Genomic DNA, 16,161 nt, shown 5'->3' with positions numbered 1-16,161 from the left:
TGCCAATTAGTTAGCTTAAAAATCATGCCTTTTTTACATGACCGATGAATAGATGTGTAAGCTCTATGCGTTTCGAATTAATCTTTAAGCATCTGTTTCAAATATTTTACAGGCATCTGGACTTTGGTTTCATCTGATAAACTTCCTGAAATTTTGTTGATATTAACTTTGTTTATCGTGATTTCAGACTTTTCAAATGTTTTAACAGTCAAGTTTTCGACGCTTTTGTTTTCCTCTTCCTCCGCGCCCTCAATGTTAGCGGTTGAATTTTTGCAGATAATATTTAAGTTCTTGTAATTGTTGTTTCCCGAATAGAATCCCGTACTATCCAAGTTAATGGTTAATTTCTTAATTTCAGTTTGGTTAATTACCCTCGTAATTTTTCCATCTGTACTAAATGTGACTGGTGAGCCAAACGTTAGTTGGCCTGAATTTTTGACATTTATATCCAGACTGTCGGTTTTTGCCGTTAAAACAGTACTGGCAGCTTTATTCAGGTTTAGTTTATTAATATGTGGGCTGTAAACTAATATCACAAGGCTATTGCGATGGTTGCCTGACCTGTTAAGCTTATCGCTAAAGTTAATTTGTAGCATCCCAGCCTTGTTAATAGCGAAAGCGATGTCATTTTTTAGATCCATAGGTATTTTAACCCCTGATTGTGTGCTTTTTATAAAGTGTAATTCTAAGTATATTCTTTTTGCATCAGGAATATCCACTATTGAGAAAGGTGTTTTAAGAGGGATGGAAATCCTTTCTTTACTCATCCTTTCAAAGGGTTCTTCATTTATCTCTTGCTCTTCTACAAAATTATCACTTGTTCTGGTGCGGTAATTCATTTTGACATTTACGGCCACAACAATTATCGGAATAATAATCAGCAGCGCTGCAAGTGCGATGAGTAATTTATTACTTGTTTTCATGATTTTAAGCGTTAAAGTTTTCTTTTACAAACGTTTTATATTGGTTTTCAAGTTCATCAAAACCGATGTTAAGCAGGTAAATATTCCTGAACACTACAGGTAACTCATCTGCTATAAATTGTTGCTTTCGGTAGCTTTTTACCTGTTCAGTTGCAGCTTCATCTACAAAAAAGCCTATTCCTCTTTTATTTTTAATGATGTTTTTGTTTTGAAGCAACTCATAGGTGCGCATGACCGTATTGGGGTTTACTTCCATTTCTACAGCCAGTTCCCTTACCGAGGGAACTTTCTCGTCGGCTTTCCATTTTCCTAACAGAATATGCTCACAAACATACTCTGCTATTTGAAGGTATATCGCCTTATTATCTCTAAATTCCATATCTATACCTTTTTAATTAAACTTCTTTTTCTTTAAGGCGAACATAAGTGATTAACCATATAATTAAGCTGAGCGCAACGGATGACCAAAAAAAGATTTTAAAAACAAAATCCTTTTCTAAATAATCTACAGCATATACGCGCGTTTTACCTTCGGTCATCAAATTTCCAAACTTGATGGTTAAGAAAATGATAAATGAAAATAGCGCTGTTACCGATAATGCGGTTTTGATGTAATGAAATCTGTTAAAATATATTGAACCTAACAAGAAAATACTTGAAAAGAAGAAGGGAAGCGCAAAGAAAAATTTAAATTCTCTTTCCGAAGTTAAATCATCAAGCAATGTGCTAAAAGAAACTGCGGTTAGCTTACCCGTATTGTAGTTTGTAGCTTTATTATGCTGCCATAACTCATTGAAATAATTTAAAAAAATTGCATCAACTATGTAAAAAATAAGCAGATAACTGATGAGGCTAAGAATGGTCGAGAAGAGAATTGCACAAATAAATTTTTCGGTAACGGAGGCTGGTGTCATTAATTCCATAATGGCCTTTGGTTTTTGACCGAAAGCATTAAAATAGGCACTGGCAACAATGGTTAAGAACAGGAAACCGATAGCCATAAAAGTAGGTAGTCGAAAACCCAGCTGAACATGACCATGATCGTCCCATCTATAAAGCGACCGGTTTAAATCGGGGATGTTAAAAAAATAAAAGGCAATTATAATTCCGGTTAGTACCACCAGACTCATTAGGTAAATTTTTCCAAATTCCAGCCATTGTCTTTTAAGCAATAAGCCAAATCGATTCATATTAAAAGTGTTGTTCATGGCTTAGCTGAATAAAGGTTTAAATTTGATTTTTTCTGCAAGTATGGCATTAAAAAGAAGCTCCATATCTAATTTGCTTTCTTCCTGGTGGTAATTCGGCATTACGGCATTGTAACCAGAAAGGGATGGCTCAGCATAAAAGATGCTGTCATCAATTTCCTTTACTTTTTTAAAGGTCAGTTTTTCCGTAATTTCTTCTACGGTAGCTTTAAGGGCAATGTCATTCTCATCAAGCATAATTACCGTGTCAATCAGGTTATCTAAATCCCTTACCTGGTGGGTAGATATGATGATGCAACGCTCATCCGTCATGGCTGATGCCATAATTTTCCTGAACTGCGCCTTTGATGGAATATCCAAACCATTGGTAGGCTCATCCATAATGACCAGTTTGGCCTGTGTAGCCAATCCAAAAGCAATAATTACTTTTTTCTTTTGGCCATAACTCATATTGATGAGTTTCTGTTCAACCGGGATATCAAATTCCTTGATCAGATCATTGAAATAACCATAATCGAAGTTTTTGTAGAAAGGAGCATTGGCTTTTAGGTAGGTGCCAATTTTTACCGAAGGCAGGTAAAATTCTTCTGGTATAAAACAGATCTGTTCCAATAGTGCGGGCTGCCTTTTTGCCGGATCGTAACCCATCACATCCAGGGTGCCACCCTGTGCGTACACCAAACCTGCAAGATTTTTTAATAAAGTTGATTTGCCGGCACCATTTTTACCCAGCAAACCATAAATATGGCCATTGCTTAACCGCATGCTCATATTTTTAAATAATGGCTTATGCTTATTATAGCCAAAATTAAGATTGTTAATATTGATCATATCTACTGTATTAGTTAAATAATACACTAAAGTATAATCTAATTTTGTTATCTCCAAATTTTTGAAGAAAAAGTTTAGTGCTGAGCAGATGGCGTTTTCATACGGTGCGTCCTACGCTAAACGCCAAACGCTAGGCGCCTTTCCCTTGGGCTCCGCCATTGAAAGGTAAAATATCAGTCTAATCATTCCCGCATTAAAACATCCTTCATGCTCAGATTGTATGTTTGTAGTACATCAATGTTGTATGGATAAAAAATGGGCATATCTGCTTGGTCGATTAGCAATCGGTTTAAGTTTTTTCGGACATGGCTTGGTTCGTTTACCAAAACTTGCTGGTTTTAGCCATTGGATGGTAGGGCAATTTTCTAGATCATATTTGCCCGATGCACTCGTTGTTCCCTTCAGTTATATTTTGCCGTTTGCAGAATTGGTAGCAGGGCTGATGATTTTAATGGGTTTATTTACCAGGCAAGGGCTGTTATTAGCAGGAGCAGTTTCATTGATGTTGATTTTCGGAACCACCCTCATTGAAAACTGGGAAGCGCTGCCTTCGCAACTTATTCATGTGGCGTTTTTATCCGTACTACTCGTTTACTTACCGTATAATAGTTATGCGGTGGATCACATCATTAAAAAATAATATGGAATACAGAAAAATTGGAAATTCAGATTTAGAACTATCAGTAATCACATTTGGCGCATGGGCCGCTGGGGGCTGGATGTGGGGAAGCACAGACAGAAACGATGCAATTAATGCCATTAAAGCCAGTTATGATTTAGGGGTTACTTCAATTGATACCGCTCCCATTTATGGTCAGGGAGATAGTGAAGAAATTGTAGGTGATGCCATAAAAGGCATTTCACGCGATAAACTGCAAGTGGTAACTAAATTCGGGATGCGTTGGGATTTAACCAAAGGCGATTTTGGTTTTAAGAGTAAAAACAATGATGGCGCAGCCATTGATATTTATAAATATGCCGGAAAAGAAAGTGTAATTTATGAGTGCGAACAATCTTTAAAGCGTTTGGGTACCGATTATATAGATCTTTACCAGATCCACTGGCCAGACTCTACTACCCCGATCAGCGAAACTTTCGAAGCGGTGAGCAGGTTAATTGAGCAGGGTAAGGTTCGCTATGCAGGGGTGTGCAATTATGATGTAGCGCAATTAAAAGAGGCAGATCAGACCCTGGAAATTATTTCCAACCAAATTCCATTTAGCATGGTAAACCGTGGTGTTGAAGAGGAAACGGTTCCATATTGCATCGGAAATAATAAATCTGTTTTGGCATACAGCCCAATGGAGCGCGGTTTATTAACCGGGAAAATGACCGCTGATTACAAGTTTGAAGAGGGCGATCACCGTCAGGGGAATAAATTTTTCTCACCTGAAAGTATCGAAAAAACGAATGCATTTCTGGCCAAAATAAAGCCGTTGGCCGATGAAAAAAATGCGACCTTATCTCAATTGGTTTTGCGTTGGACGATTGAACGCCCGGGTATTACCATTGCGTTAGTTGGTGCAAGAAATGAAAAACAGGCTGTACAAAACGCAAAAGCGGTAAACGTAAAATTAAACGCTGAAGAAATTCAGTTCATCAATACCGAATTAGAGAAAGCTGGTTTTTAACTTCAACCGCAAAGAAAAGAATGAATACGCAAAGGACACCGAGGTTAATGCTTTTGATTTCTTCGCAAGAAAACTTTGAGTCCTTTGCGGTTAAACAAAACAAGATATGTCGAAATTATTTTCTCCTTTTACCATAAAGGATGTAACCTTAAAAAATAGAATTGTGATTTCGCCGATGTGCCAATATTCTGCTGTTGATGGCTTTGCCAACGATTGGCATTTGGTACATTTAGGGAGCCGAGCCGTTGGCGGTGCCGGATTGATTATTCAGGAAGCTTCTGCGGTTACTGCCGATGGAAGAATTACTTATGCCGATTTAGGCATCTGGAAAGATGAACATGTAGAAAAACTGAAGCAGATCGTCTCCTTCATTCATGATCATGGTGCTGTTGCAGGCATCCAATTGGCGCATGCCGGCAGAAAAGCCAGCTGTGAGGTACCGTGGGATGGTGGTGAGCAAATTGCTGCCGGTGAAAATAGCTGGAAACCGGTTGGGCCTTCGCCAATTCCTTTTAAATCCGGCCAGGTGGAGCCACATGAATTAAGAGTTTCAGAAATTCAGGATATTGTTTTTGCTTTCAGGGCGGCTGCAAAACGTGCACTTGATGCGGGCTATAAAGTTGTAGAAATACATGCTGCACATGGTTATTTATTGCACCAGTTTTTCAGTCCGCTGAGCAATAAACGTACGGATGTTTACGGCGGAAGTTTCGAAAACCGCATCCGTTTGGTTATTGATGTGGTTGAAGCCGTACAATCGGTATGGCCAGATAAGCTGCCGTTATTCGTCCGAATTTCGGCAACGGATTGGACAGAGGGCGGCTGGAATGAAAATGATTCTTTGCAGTTGGCTGCGGTACTAAAAGATCGTGGCGTGGATTTAATTGATACATCATCTGGTGGAAATGTACCTGATGCCTTTATCCCAGCCGGACCAAATTATCAGGTTCCTTTTGCTGATAAAATCAGGAATGAGATCGGCATTTATACCGGTGCAGTTGGAGTGATTGTTGAAGCCCGCCAGGCAGAAGAGATTTTGGAACAGGGAAAAGCCGATTTGATTTTTATTGCGCGTGAATCATTACGTGATCCTTATTTCCCAACGCATGCTGCGCAGGTTCTCGGAGATGACGTGGAATGGCCAAATCAGTATGTGAGGGCGAAAAGGGAAAAGTTTAAGAAGTAGTTTGAGGTGGCAATACTCTCCCTCAAGTTACCATCATTTCGGGCGGAGTGACGATTCATCTTAAAAGTGATAAATAAAAAGCGGAGTGATCTCATCGATCAACTCCGCTTTTTGTCTTTAGTGATGATTATCTACTTAGCCACTGTAAAAGGAATATACAAGCCGAAAGTAATGTTTCTACCAGGGTTGTAAACACCTAAATTAAGGTTTTCCGAATCTAAACGGCCCGGTTTTAATCTGCTCAGTGCATCGTAATACTTATGATCTAACAAGTTATTTGCAGAGACTGAAAGTTTAACTGGTTGTTTGCCCAGGTTAAAAGTTGCTCCTATGCCCGCGTTTAATAAAGTATAACCGCTGGTTGGCGTTTCAAAAACTTCATCTACACGGGTTTGTTTAAATGCTGAATTAATTCCTACAGAAAGGTATGCATCATTTGTACCTTTAAGTTTGGGTTCAAAACGCAGTTCATTTCTCAATGTTCCGGCAGGTATGAAAGCCAGTGGCCTATCTAAGCTATTGTTGTGTGCATGAACATAGCCAAAAGTATTTTCAAAATGGATAAACGGAACAGGGTGGATGGTTAAGCTGGCTTCAGCGCCATAAAGATTGGCATTTACCTGTCCATAACGGTAAACCGGATAATTACTACCTTCAGCATCTATTCTTTCTCCATTTGTTGATGCATAAATAAAGTTGTGTACATAATTATTGTATACACTCGCGCTGGCACTCACAATTTTGCCTTCGTATTCTAAGGCCGCATCTACCTGGTAACTGCGTTCCGGGCTTAAATTAGGATTGCCTATTTCATAACGGAATGTTCCTTCGTGTACACCATTTGAAGCTAATTCAGCAGGGTTTGGCGCACGGAAAGCAGAACCTGCATTGGCTTTAAAGTTTAATTCTTCATTAAATTGATGAGTAAAACCTAATGCACCACTCACGTTAGAAAATTTATTCTCAAAAGGTGCAAACTGTTCTTCATTATCTACAAATAATTGTTTTCCGTTATTCTTTCTGTAATCATAACGAGCACCAATACTAAAAGTGCTATTATCCCAGTTTTTCTTGGCATAAGCAAAAACACCAACACCATAAGTATCATAATCCGGGATTAAAAACTCATCATTTGCCTTGTTTTCGCTGTGACCTGCATCAGCGCTTACGCCAAATACAGGTTGCCATCCGTTTGTTTCATGGATGTAGTATTTTAAATCAGCATTATAAGTTTTAAGATCGAAAAATAGTGATGGATCCGGGCCGTCTTCCAGTTCGCGGCGTTGGTTTTGTTGATAGCCAAAATCAGCCTTTAAGTTACCGTTACCGATAATGAAATTGTTATTTAAGGCGATTTTGAAGTGTCTGATGTCCTGGCGTGGATATTCTAAGCTACGGCTTTTATAGTCATCGTTAGTGAAAGCACTACCATCTTCTCTTACAAAATTCCCGTTGTCATCTAAATGAGGATCATAAAAACCAATGTTATTGTGAAAATTGGAAACATTTAAATGAGTATAACCCCAGCTTTTGTTTAAACCGATCATTCCGCTTAAATCTGTTTCGTTAAAACCCGAATTAGGGAAATAACCTGTAGGTGTTTTAAAAGAATAAGCATTTTTATAGGTTCCACGGGCTCTCCAAACAAAGCCGTTTTCGTTACCGTTCAACAGTAATGAGTTGGCGGTAAGTCCGTTGTTGGTAGCGTAGTTGGTGATGAATTCTCCTTTTATCTGTCCTTCAGGTGCCGTAGTCGGCTCTAAAAGATTAATTACGCCTCCAAGTGCATCAGAACCATACATTAGCGATGCGGCGCCACGTAAGATCTCCACTCGGTCTGATTTAAACTGGTCAATTTCAATACCGTGCTCATCGCCCCATTGCTGGCCCTGTTGTTTAATACCGTCATCTAAAGTTACAATTCTGTTATAACCTAAGCCTCTAATTACTGGTTTTGAAATAGATGGGCCGGTAGTGATCTGAGATACACCAGGTACTTTAGCCAATGCATCGATTAAGTTGGTGGAAGGCTGCAATAACTGATCCTTGCCTACTATGGCTGATGAGGCACTATTTCGCTTACTTGTGCTGCTGATTAAACTTCCGGTAATTACGATTTCCTTAGTTTCTATGGCGGTGGGTTGTAAGGCAAATTCCAACCCGGCTGCGTTGGCAAGGTTGACAACTTGTACAGCCGTTTTATAGCCTACATAATGTACCTCAATTAGGTAGCTTCCTTTAGCGGGCAGGTTATTTAATGTGAATTCTCCATCGTTATTGGTTACTGACGAAACCTTTAAATCAGGAATAAAAATAGTAGCACCTGGTAATGTCTGTTTTGTACTGGCATCAATAACCTTACCTTTTATATCTTTAAGTAGTGCAGCAAAAGCGGTATTGCTTAATAATGTATATAGAATTACTAAGCCAATAAGCTGTAATTTTTTCATGTGTTGTGTGTAAATAAAATGAACGAAACGCCAAAACAATAGCTTAAATGAAGCCGGTTTTAGTTTATCGGATAAATAATTTGACTAGTGCGAATGCGCTATAAGAAAAAATTAAGCCAAAGGGGGGCCACGTAAACAAGTGCGCTTTACTTCGGTAAAGGCATTCTTGAATGTGGGTTCGGTACGGTTGAAAATTTTGGCTGATAAAAAGATTCTGTAAATGTGATGCGTTTGCACATAGTTTTTTTCAAAACTTGCGTTACAGATCAAACAGGTATCGCCATGGGCCTGAACATGACTAACATGTTTGCAATTAACTTCCTTTTCAACAACAGGAAGTGGATTATGATGGTGAAGTACGCTCCACGGAGTTAAAGCAATAGCAAATACGATCAGCATGAATACTGATAGATATTGGTGAATGTTTTGTCTATGCTTTTTCAACGGGTCAAAAATAATAATTCCGAAGCAATTAAATGTATTTGAACGGTAAGATTGTTTTTATATGTTTTTTGACTGGATATTTGATCATTGGTTTAATGTAATTATCTATTTTCCAGTGCGGTAATAAGTTTGATGAGGTAAAGGTGAGATTTTTCAAAAAGTAATATTTTAGTGATTTTGCCATCGGTCGATTGAGTTGGACAGCGCTTAACACGATGTTTTGTATTTACGGCTGATGTTTTGAAAAATTATTTTGTAGGTTAAAGGCATGTATATTTATAATAAAAAGCCCAGTTTACATCCTGAAGTTTTCCTTTGTCCATTTTAGCTGATTGTATCCCCTCAAAAATTTCAGTCTCAACTCTAACAGTTTTTCTTGAACTTCGATAAGCTTGGTCTCCCGGGCGTTGATCAGAAAAAGCGAACTTTCTCCGTTATTATATTTCGTTTGTTCCGCCTGGAGTAGCCGCTGGTAATTACTGGTGTTTTGAAATGCAAGACTGATTTGCTGGTTATAGTTAATTACCAGGTATTTATAGCTATTGATTTTTGTGTTTATTTCTTGCTTTTTATAATCAGTATCAAGCTGGTTTTGCCGGATCTTGAATTTAGCTATTCGGTAATCTGCTCTTGCTTGTCTCAAAAAAATGGGAATCTCCAGCTTTAACCCATATTGATAATTGTTTTGAAACAAGGGTAAAAAATTAGAAGCGTAGTTTTCTTTGTTGAGGAAGTTATAGGTGAGGTCTATCTTGGGCAAAAGGCTCTGAAATTTCAGCCTGCGTTCACTCTCCAATATGTTTAGCTTGCTCGAATACATCAAAATGGATGCATGGTTAGACAAAGATAAGTCATCTATTTCCTTAATGAGCGACAGATAGTTTTGGTAAGCTGCATTGTCAGTAAGAGACTCTTTAGGAATAATCAGTTGCGATATATCATAGGGCTGTTGGTTTTCCTGCCAAAGAAATAAAACTAATTGTTGATTGGCTTTTACAAATTCCAGGTAGGCATCTTTTTGTTTGACCTGGAAACTCTGGAGCTGCGAGAGTGCTTCAGTTGTATCAATCGCTGCTTTTTCGCCATACTGATATGTTTTTTTAATTAGCGACAGCCTGTCTTCGTTGATTTTTACTGCCTTGTTTTGCAAATTTAATACCTCATGAGCCTTAACCAGTTCCCAATAGGTATTTTCGGCCTCCAGCATTAAGTCATTCGTAAGCAGTATTTGTTCTGCCTCTGTTAACTGAGTGGCAAACCTGGCTTGTTCCAGTAAGGCCCTGCGTTTATCGTAAAGTAAGTTTTTGGCCAGCGGTAAAGTAATACCGAATTGATATAGTCCACCCGGTGTCTGGCTATTGTTTAATTTCTGCCCTTCAAGGTAATTATAGCTCCCGTTAAATGATATTCCATACCAGGTTGGTATGTCCAGTTCAACAGTGCTTTCTTTATAATATTCTGTGCCATTTATGGTTTTCAAGCCATTTTTCGCTGCCAAAACGGGGTCAAAATTACCTCTTGCACCTTGAACCTCTGCTTTTGCAATTTGATTTTGTAATCGGTAGCGAAAAGCCAGGGGGTGATATTTTTTTACCACTGCTATAAATTCCTGATGCGAGAGTTTTAGTGTGTCCTGCGCCCTGGCAAACTGTACCAGACCAGCCAGCATTAGCAATAAAACAAGGCTACTTAGTCTTTTCATCACTTTTTGAAGTTTTAACTGTGTAATAATCAGGAGGGAAACCATTTATATTCCGCCATAATTCATACCAAACAGGTACATCGTTTAAAATGGCTATGCCCTGAACGCCAGTACCCATTTTGATCTGTGGAGGCCAAGGCCTGTCTGCCGAATCTTCGATTACTAATGCTTTAAAAAGACCGTTTGAACTAATATTGCTTTCGACTGCAACCACTTTGCCTTTAAATGTTCCATAGCTGGAATTTGGCCACCCGGAAAATATGATTGCTGGAAAGCCGTCGAAGATGCACATAACATTCTGGCCTTCTTTGATCAGTGGGAGATCAACAGGTTTTATATATATTTCCACGGCATATTTTACTTTATTTGGCACGATGGTTCCTATGCTCTCTGTATCTTTAAGAATTTCGCCAATACCAGCTTTATTTAATGACACGACTTGGCCATCCTGGGACGCCAGTACAAAGTATAGTCCCTGCCGTGCTTTGTAATTCGCTATCTGGTTTTGCAGTTTGGCAATATCACCGTTGCTGCCCTCTATTTGCCCCAGGTTTTGAAAGCGTTCGCCTTCAGTTTTACTTACTTTTTCCGCATAGTCCTGTATCGCCGCATCCTGCTCAATATTTACCGTTCTGATCTCTTGCCGTGTTTGAGCCAGCTTATTTTCTATGACAGTTTTTTTAGCCAATACGTTTTGAAACGATACGCTTCGTTGTTGAAACTGTGTAAGCGAAACCAAGCCATCGTCGTACATCTTCTTCTGGCGGTTATACTGGTCTTCGCTTAGCTTTAATTCATTGTTTGCAGCTGCAAGTTCTGCTTCTTCGGCAGCAAGCTTATTGTTTAACTGGCCAATTTTTACCTTTAGCTGGGTTAACTTTAGCGCTCTGGAAGCATTTAATGCGTTAAGTTGACTGTTGGTGGTGCCCACTTTGGCCTGATAATAATCACGCACTCCGATTTTTGCCTGTACTTGCTGTTGGGTACGCTCAACTAATAGCGGATCCAGGTAATCTTCTTTCACCTCAGCCAATTGAAGGAGCGTATCTCCTTTTTTTACATAGTCGCCGTTTTTGACGTACCACTTTAAAATTTTACCCGGAATTGGTGAATTAAGTTGCTGTGGGCGTTGGCCTTGATAAAGTGTGCTTACCGTGCCCCTTGCTTTGATATTTTGAGTCCAGGGTAGCAACAATACGATGAAACAAAGGCCTATGAAAATGAAAAACCAACGTTTTACACGAGAGTCTCTGTGGATATGATAAATATGGTCTACTGATTTAAGCTTCATTACTTACGAAATTAGATTTTTTGAATGGTACCATTATCAAGATGTAATTGCTGATCTGCAATTTGCGTAAGCTCTGGCGCATCTGATACAATTACTATTGTAACGCGCGCCTTAAGTTTCTGTAAATGTTTTGCCATTTTGGTGCGGAAATCGGCATTCATCCCGTCCAATGGATCTTCCAGCAATAATAAACGGTTATCTCCAAGTAATGCCCTGAGCATCAGGATTTTTTTTCTAGAACTAAATGAAATCTCGGTATCCGTTTCGCTCAATTGGGTGTTAAAGCCATTGGTGAAATTTCCCGATAAATTATCTATGCCGATGGCTTCAGAAAGTTCAAGTATATCTTCGGTGCCCATATTTTCTCTGCCTAACAAGATATTCTCCTGTAGTGTACCTTTAATGATTTGCATATCATCCATGTACATTCCGAAGTGCTCTCTTAAAGATGTCTTTTCCAGATTCTTTAATGGAATTTTGTCGAAAAATACAGTTCCACCCGTGGGTTCATAAAACCCTGCAATCATGTTCATGAGCAAAGATTTGCCGGCACCAAGGCTCCCTGTAATGAGGGTAATGGTATTTGGCCGGACATTAAAGTTGATGTTCGACAGAATCGGCTTTTGGTCCCCGAATGAAAACACCACATCTTTAAAGCTGATTTCCATTCCGTCCGGCTTGGGTTCCAATGCCAGGTTTTCGGTAGGCTCTTCTGCCAGATCGGTAACTTTTTCGAGCTTTACCAGCGCCGCGACTACATCGTAATAGCTTTCAAGACTTTTAATCAGTTTTTCAACGGCGGCCATGATGCTTAATACCACGATTTCGGTAGCAATAAATGCGCCTATATTCAATTTCTGGTTCACTAAAAGATAAGTCCCAATCGCAAGCATCACTAAAGTAATAACAACTTTAAAGCCTATAATCGCCTTGTACTGGAAAACCAGTACTTTAAAATGTTCGGTCCTGCTATCCAGATATTCTACTACACGTTCGTCTGTACCCGAAAGATGCATTTCGGTTTTAGAGTTGATCTTGAAGGTTTTAATCGATCCTGCAATGTCTTCAAGCCAGGAAGCTACATTATATTTATGGGTACTTTCGTCGAGGCTGGATTGAATGCCGGAAGCCATGGTAAACCGAAAGATGATGATCACGATCACGACCACGATTGATCCAAATACCAGAAACCATGGATGGTAAAAAGAAAGCAGCAGTATCCCAAAAAGGATCTGGATCAACGCAGTGGGAATTTCGAGCAGAATCTTTGAAATACCCTTTTGGAGATTCTGGGTGTCGAAAAACCTATTCACCAGTTCTGGCAAATAATACTTCTTATTCGCTGATAGGTCAACCTTGGGTAGTTTTTCGGCAAATGCAAGCGAATATTCCACAAAAATCTTCTGCTGGATTTTTTCAATAATCTGCATCACTTTCAATCTGAAAAAGCCTGCAAGAAAAGTACCAAGCACCACAAAGCCAATAAGTATGTATAAAGATGTCACCATGGTGGCACCCATTACAAAACCTACAATGGCCTGAATACCTAAAGGAATGCTCAGCTGTACCAAGCCACTTAGTATAGCATAGATGTAAATCGCCGTTACATCCTTTTTTTCTTTTGTAATATATTTAAATAGTGCTCGACTACTTTTGGTATAATCCTGATCGTGTGCCATTATTGATAAGAGTTAATTGCAGAAAATGCCAGAAAATTCAAATAATTTAATACATATTTCTTGTGCGTAATTTTCGATTTGTTATCTGCGAGTTTAGGAAGGTGCTCACTAAAAAAATGCTGATCATGGGCTGTTTCCAATAACGTACTTGCCAATGCATTTGGATAGGCAAATTTTGGATTGACCTGTAAGATGACCTGCCCCACAAACTGGCAGAAACTTTTTAGCGGACTAAATACAAGCTCCTGGTTGATCTCATCAACCTCTTTGACCAGATAGGCCTTACTGCTTTCGGAAATTACGATGCCATGGAGCTTTTCCAGATCATAATCTACAATCTGAGAGTCGCTGTCGAAGTTATGGGTAATGATTTCCAAAATCAACTTGAGTTTCTGGGTGGAATCGCCTAATTCTTGTAAACTCATCTTTGACACGAACTCCAGGTAACACCAATACCAGTTCAATATATAGATTAATAATCGATACTTGGAAGCAAAGTACCTATAGATGGTCGCTTCCGTTGAATTTATCTTTTCAGCAAGTTTTTTAAATGTAAACCGCTCAAATCCTACTTCACGGATCAGATCGATCCCTTTCTCTACGATCAGTTTTCCAATCTCGCTGGATTCTGGATCACGAAGAAACAGGCTTTCATTAATTTTAAACTTCAATAGGATTTGCATATAGGTATTTTGTGTAAAGTCTTTTCCTATACAATTATATGTAAAACATTTATGAGTAATAGTCATTATAAAGTAAACAATTGTTTTACAATCTATAGAGATAGTATTACTATTATTTGTTTAAATTTTACTTTTTTATGGTTATGATCTTAATTGGGTATAAAAAGTATTTTTGAAAGGAATAGCAGGGGCCTGATATTAGAGAATATATATGGCTTAGTTAAAGGTGCAGTATTTATTCCCGAAACTGTTTGCCTCATACAAAATTGCGGTTTAGAATGCTGGCCAAAATGTATCGTAAAGGTAGATGGTTACTTATAAAATTTATTTTCATTATCATTGTTGCATTTGAAATAAAATCAATGAAATTTATCCAAAAAAATATATTCAATGCACTATTGATCATTATCCTTTTGTTAATTGTTCTTGTGCCTGATACAAAGGCATTTTTTATCAAAGGCTTAATGGAGATCGGTTTTTACAAACCTAATGTTGAGATACCAAAAGAAAATGTTGATGGCCTCAAGGGAATCAGGTTTAAAGATGTTAACGGAAATCTGGTTGATCTTGGCGATTTAAAAGGGAAAGTTATTTTTCTCAACTTTTGGGCAATCTGGTGTCCGCCATGTAGAGCCGAAATGCCTTCGATCAATAAGTTATACGATCAATTTAAAAATGATAAGGATATCATTTTCATTTTTGCAGATGCTGATGGCGAGCTTACTAAATCATCCCGGTTTATGGCTGACCGTAAATATACCCTGCCAGTTTATAAAGTAGAAAGTAACATTCCCGAGCAGCTATTTACGGGTGCGTTACCTACAACTGTTATTTTCGATAAGCAGGGCCGGCTGTCCTTCAAACATGAAGGTGTGGCCAATTATGCCGATCAAAAGATTGTTGATTTTTTAACTCAGTTAAAAAGCGCAAACTAACTCAAAGCCAGAAGCAACCGAATGCTGATCCCAGGTAAAAGAAAATTGAAAGGGAGACAAGAAAGGATGGAGAATTTTGGACATGGGGTAACCAATGATTTTGCTATTTTTGCGCCTATGATTTCATTTTTCGAGGCTTCTCTTAAGCAAATTTCCATCCATCATACGGGTAATAAACTGGTTGAAGAATATTATAAACTATCAGATGCACCGTTAAAGATAGATGATGAATTGTTGGGAAACCTGTTGCTGCAGTATTTCTTAAAACCTTTCGAAAAGGTGAATGAAGTTTACAGGTTTTATCATCCTAACGATAATTTAGAATTGAATGAAGTATTCCATTTCGTCCATGAAATTTTTGAGAATAACGAACTTTTTCACGAAGATTCGCAGCAACTGGCCAAACATTTATATGATGTGGCCAATCATCCAAAAATTAAATCCGGAGAATTGTATGTTGCCTATTTTGAAAAAGTGCAGATAGAGGGCGAACAATTGGATGTAGTTGGGATTTTTAAATCTGAAACAAAAGATACTTACTTAAAAGTGTATCCGGAGCAGGATGGCTTTAATGTAAGTTATGAACAGGAAGCGATTAACATTAATAAGTTGGATAAAGGCTGTTTGATTTTTAATGTAGAAAGAGAAGAAGGTTATAAGGTTGTAGTATTGGATCAATCTAAGAGTAGCAACGATTCTGCCGTTTATTGGAAAGATGAATTCTTGAAGCTGAAAATCAGGAATGATAGTTATAACCAGACCAATAATGTTTTAGGCGTTTATAAAAATTTTGTCACGCAGAAGCTTGATGATGAATATGAAATCAGCAAAGCAGATAAGATTGATCTCTTAAACCGCTCTATGAAGTATTTCAAAGAAAAAGAAACCTTTGATATGGAGGAGTTTGGAAATGAGGTGATTGGCAATGCCGAAGGAATCGAGTCGTTCAAAAACTATAAGAAAAACTACGAAGAAGAGTACGAAAGTCCGATAGCTGATCATTTTGAGATTGCAGAATCAGCCGTAAAAAAGCAGGCAAGAGCCTATAAAAGCGTGTTAAAACTGGACAAGAATTTCCATATCTACATTCACGGTAATAAAGACATGATCGAGAAAGGTTACGACGGTGATAAATCGATGAACTTCTATAAGGTATATTTTAGGGAAGAAGAGTAGGGGGTAGTCCTGAGTCTTTAGT

15 protein-coding genes are annotated in these 16,161 nt (G+C 38.4%); 5 read left to right on the top strand and 10 right to left on the bottom strand.

Features of this window, described 5'->3' with window-relative positions:
- Positions 1 to 77: 77 nt before the first annotated feature.
- The 4 genes from DV942_RS12020 to DV942_RS12005 are packed head-to-tail and all read right to left on the bottom strand — an operon-like array spanning position 78 to position 2,962.
- On the bottom strand, positions 78 to 923 hold the full coding sequence (locus tag DV942_RS12020; RefSeq protein ID WP_145857781.1) for a GIN domain-containing protein: 846 nt from the start codon (positions 921 to 923) through the stop codon (positions 78 to 80).
- Positions 924 to 927: 4 nt separating this feature from the next.
- Entirely contained in the window at positions 928 to 1,302 is a 375-nt protein-coding gene (locus DV942_RS12015) for a GntR family transcriptional regulator (RefSeq protein WP_090983737.1), read from the bottom strand.
- A gap of 16 nt (positions 1,303 to 1,318) precedes the next feature.
- Positions 1,319 to 2,131 carry a hypothetical protein gene (locus DV942_RS12010; protein ID WP_145857779.1) on the bottom strand — a complete coding sequence of 271 codons (813 nt, stop codon included), beginning with the start codon at positions 2,129 to 2,131 and terminating at the stop codon, positions 1,319 to 1,321.
- 3 nt (positions 2,132 to 2,134) lie between these two features.
- Positions 2,135 to 2,962, bottom strand: coding sequence for an ABC transporter ATP-binding protein (locus DV942_RS12005; RefSeq protein WP_090983742.1), 828 nt, complete (start codon positions 2,960 to 2,962; stop codon positions 2,135 to 2,137).
- Between the two features lie 244 nt (positions 2,963 to 3,206).
- On the opposite strand from DV942_RS12005, the gene DV942_RS12000 reads away from it, so the two are divergent.
- From DV942_RS12000 to namA, 3 genes are all read left to right on the top strand, one after another.
- The gene (locus DV942_RS12000) at positions 3,207 to 3,602 is read left to right on the top strand and encodes a DoxX family protein (protein ID WP_145857777.1); all 396 of its coding nucleotides are present in this window, start codon (positions 3,207 to 3,209) and stop codon (positions 3,600 to 3,602) included.
- Between the two features lies 1 nt (position 3,603).
- A complete protein-coding gene (locus DV942_RS11995; RefSeq protein WP_145857775.1) occupies positions 3,604 to 4,593 on the top strand; it encodes an aldo/keto reductase in 990 nt (329 codons plus the stop codon).
- Between the two features lie 106 nt (positions 4,594 to 4,699).
- On the top strand, positions 4,700 to 5,779 hold the full coding sequence (namA, locus tag DV942_RS11990; protein WP_145857772.1) for an NADPH dehydrogenase NamA: 1,080 nt from the start codon (positions 4,700 to 4,702) through the stop codon (positions 5,777 to 5,779).
- A gap of 131 nt (positions 5,780 to 5,910) precedes the next feature.
- Here namA and DV942_RS11985 read toward each other — a convergent pair whose 3' ends face one another.
- The 6 genes from DV942_RS11985 to DV942_RS11960 form a co-directional block, all read right to left on the bottom strand.
- Positions 5,911 to 8,229, bottom strand: coding sequence for a TonB-dependent receptor (locus DV942_RS11985; protein WP_145857770.1), 2,319 nt, complete (start codon positions 8,227 to 8,229; stop codon positions 5,911 to 5,913).
- 111 nt (positions 8,230 to 8,340) lie between these two features.
- On the bottom strand, positions 8,341 to 8,628 hold the full coding sequence (locus DV942_RS11980; protein ID WP_145857769.1) for a hypothetical protein: 288 nt from the start codon (positions 8,626 to 8,628) through the stop codon (positions 8,341 to 8,343).
- A 340-nt stretch (positions 8,629 to 8,968) separates the two neighbouring features.
- The gene (locus tag DV942_RS11975; RefSeq protein ID WP_186462298.1) at positions 8,969 to 10,375 is read right to left on the bottom strand and encodes a TolC family protein; all 1,407 of its coding nucleotides are present in this window, start codon (positions 10,373 to 10,375) and stop codon (positions 8,969 to 8,971) included.
- Positions 10,359 to 11,666, bottom strand: a complete 1,308-nt coding sequence (locus tag DV942_RS11970) for an HlyD family secretion protein (RefSeq protein WP_145857764.1) — start codon at positions 11,664 to 11,666, stop codon at positions 10,359 to 10,361. The genes DV942_RS11975 and DV942_RS11970 overlap by 17 nt, the downstream gene beginning before the upstream one ends.
- Positions 11,667 to 11,677: 11 nt before the next feature.
- Positions 11,678 to 13,345, bottom strand: coding sequence for a peptidase domain-containing ABC transporter (locus DV942_RS11965; RefSeq protein WP_145857763.1), 1,668 nt, complete (start codon positions 13,343 to 13,345; stop codon positions 11,678 to 11,680).
- Positions 13,345 to 14,028 carry a TetR/AcrR family transcriptional regulator gene (locus tag DV942_RS11960; RefSeq protein ID WP_186462297.1) on the bottom strand — a complete coding sequence of 228 codons (684 nt, stop codon included), beginning with the start codon at positions 14,026 to 14,028 and terminating at the stop codon, positions 13,345 to 13,347. The genes DV942_RS11965 and DV942_RS11960 overlap by 1 nt, the downstream gene beginning before the upstream one ends.
- A 362-nt stretch (positions 14,029 to 14,390) precedes the next feature.
- Here DV942_RS11960 and DV942_RS11955 point away from each other — a divergent pair, with 362 nt between their 5' ends.
- Both DV942_RS11955 and DV942_RS11950 read left to right on the top strand, forming a co-directional pair.
- The gene (locus tag DV942_RS11955) at positions 14,391 to 14,963 is read left to right on the top strand and encodes a TlpA family protein disulfide reductase (protein ID WP_145857759.1); all 573 of its coding nucleotides are present in this window, start codon (positions 14,391 to 14,393) and stop codon (positions 14,961 to 14,963) included.
- Between the two features lie 117 nt (positions 14,964 to 15,080).
- The gene (locus DV942_RS11950) at positions 15,081 to 16,139 is read left to right on the top strand and encodes a nucleoid-associated protein (protein WP_145861727.1); all 1,059 of its coding nucleotides are present in this window, start codon (positions 15,081 to 15,083) and stop codon (positions 16,137 to 16,139) included.
- Positions 16,140 to 16,161 lie beyond the last annotated feature (22 nt).

This window comes from Pedobacter suwonensis, assembly GCF_007833675.1.
Taxonomy (GTDB): Bacteria; Bacteroidota; Bacteroidia; order Sphingobacteriales; family Sphingobacteriaceae; genus Pedobacter; species Pedobacter suwonensis.
This window is presented reverse-complemented; position numbering and strand designations above follow the sequence as displayed.

Coding starts and splice junctions, on each gene's coding strand:
- DV942_RS12020 (WP_145857781.1), bottom strand. CDS start 923: ATGAAAACAAGTAATAAATTACTCATCGCACTTGCAGCGCTGCTGATT.
- DV942_RS12015 (WP_090983737.1), bottom strand. CDS start 1,302: ATGGAATTTAGAGATAATAAGGCGATATACCTTCAAATAGCAGAGTAT.
- DV942_RS12010 (WP_145857779.1), bottom strand. CDS start 2,131: ATGAACAACACTTTTAATATGAATCGATTTGGCTTATTGCTTAAAAGA.
- DV942_RS12005 (WP_090983742.1), bottom strand. CDS start 2,962: ATGATCAATATTAACAATCTTAATTTTGGCTATAATAAGCATAAGCCA.
- DV942_RS12000 (WP_145857777.1), top strand. CDS start 3,207: ATGGATAAAAAATGGGCATATCTGCTTGGTCGATTAGCAATCGGTTTA.
- DV942_RS11995 (WP_145857775.1), top strand. CDS start 3,604: ATGGAATACAGAAAAATTGGAAATTCAGATTTAGAACTATCAGTAATC.
- namA (WP_145857772.1), top strand. CDS start 4,700: ATGTCGAAATTATTTTCTCCTTTTACCATAAAGGATGTAACCTTAAAA.
- DV942_RS11985 (WP_145857770.1), bottom strand. CDS start 8,229: ATGAAAAAATTACAGCTTATTGGCTTAGTAATTCTATATACATTATTA.
- DV942_RS11980 (WP_145857769.1), bottom strand. CDS start 8,628: ATGCTGATCGTATTTGCTATTGCTTTAACTCCGTGGAGCGTACTTCAC.
- DV942_RS11975 (WP_186462298.1), bottom strand. CDS start 10,375: ATGAAAAGACTAAGTAGCCTTGTTTTATTGCTAATGCTGGCTGGTCTG.
- DV942_RS11970 (WP_145857764.1), bottom strand. CDS start 11,666: ATGAAGCTTAAATCAGTAGACCATATTTATCATATCCACAGAGACTCT.
- DV942_RS11965 (WP_145857763.1), bottom strand. CDS start 13,345: ATGGCACACGATCAGGATTATACCAAAAGTAGTCGAGCACTATTTAAA.
- DV942_RS11960 (WP_186462297.1), bottom strand. CDS start 14,028: ATGCAAATCCTATTGAAGTTTAAAATTAATGAAAGCCTGTTTCTTCGT.
- DV942_RS11955 (WP_145857759.1), top strand. CDS start 14,391: ATGAAATTTATCCAAAAAAATATATTCAATGCACTATTGATCATTATC.
- DV942_RS11950 (WP_145861727.1), top strand. CDS start 15,081: ATGATTTCATTTTTCGAGGCTTCTCTTAAGCAAATTTCCATCCATCAT.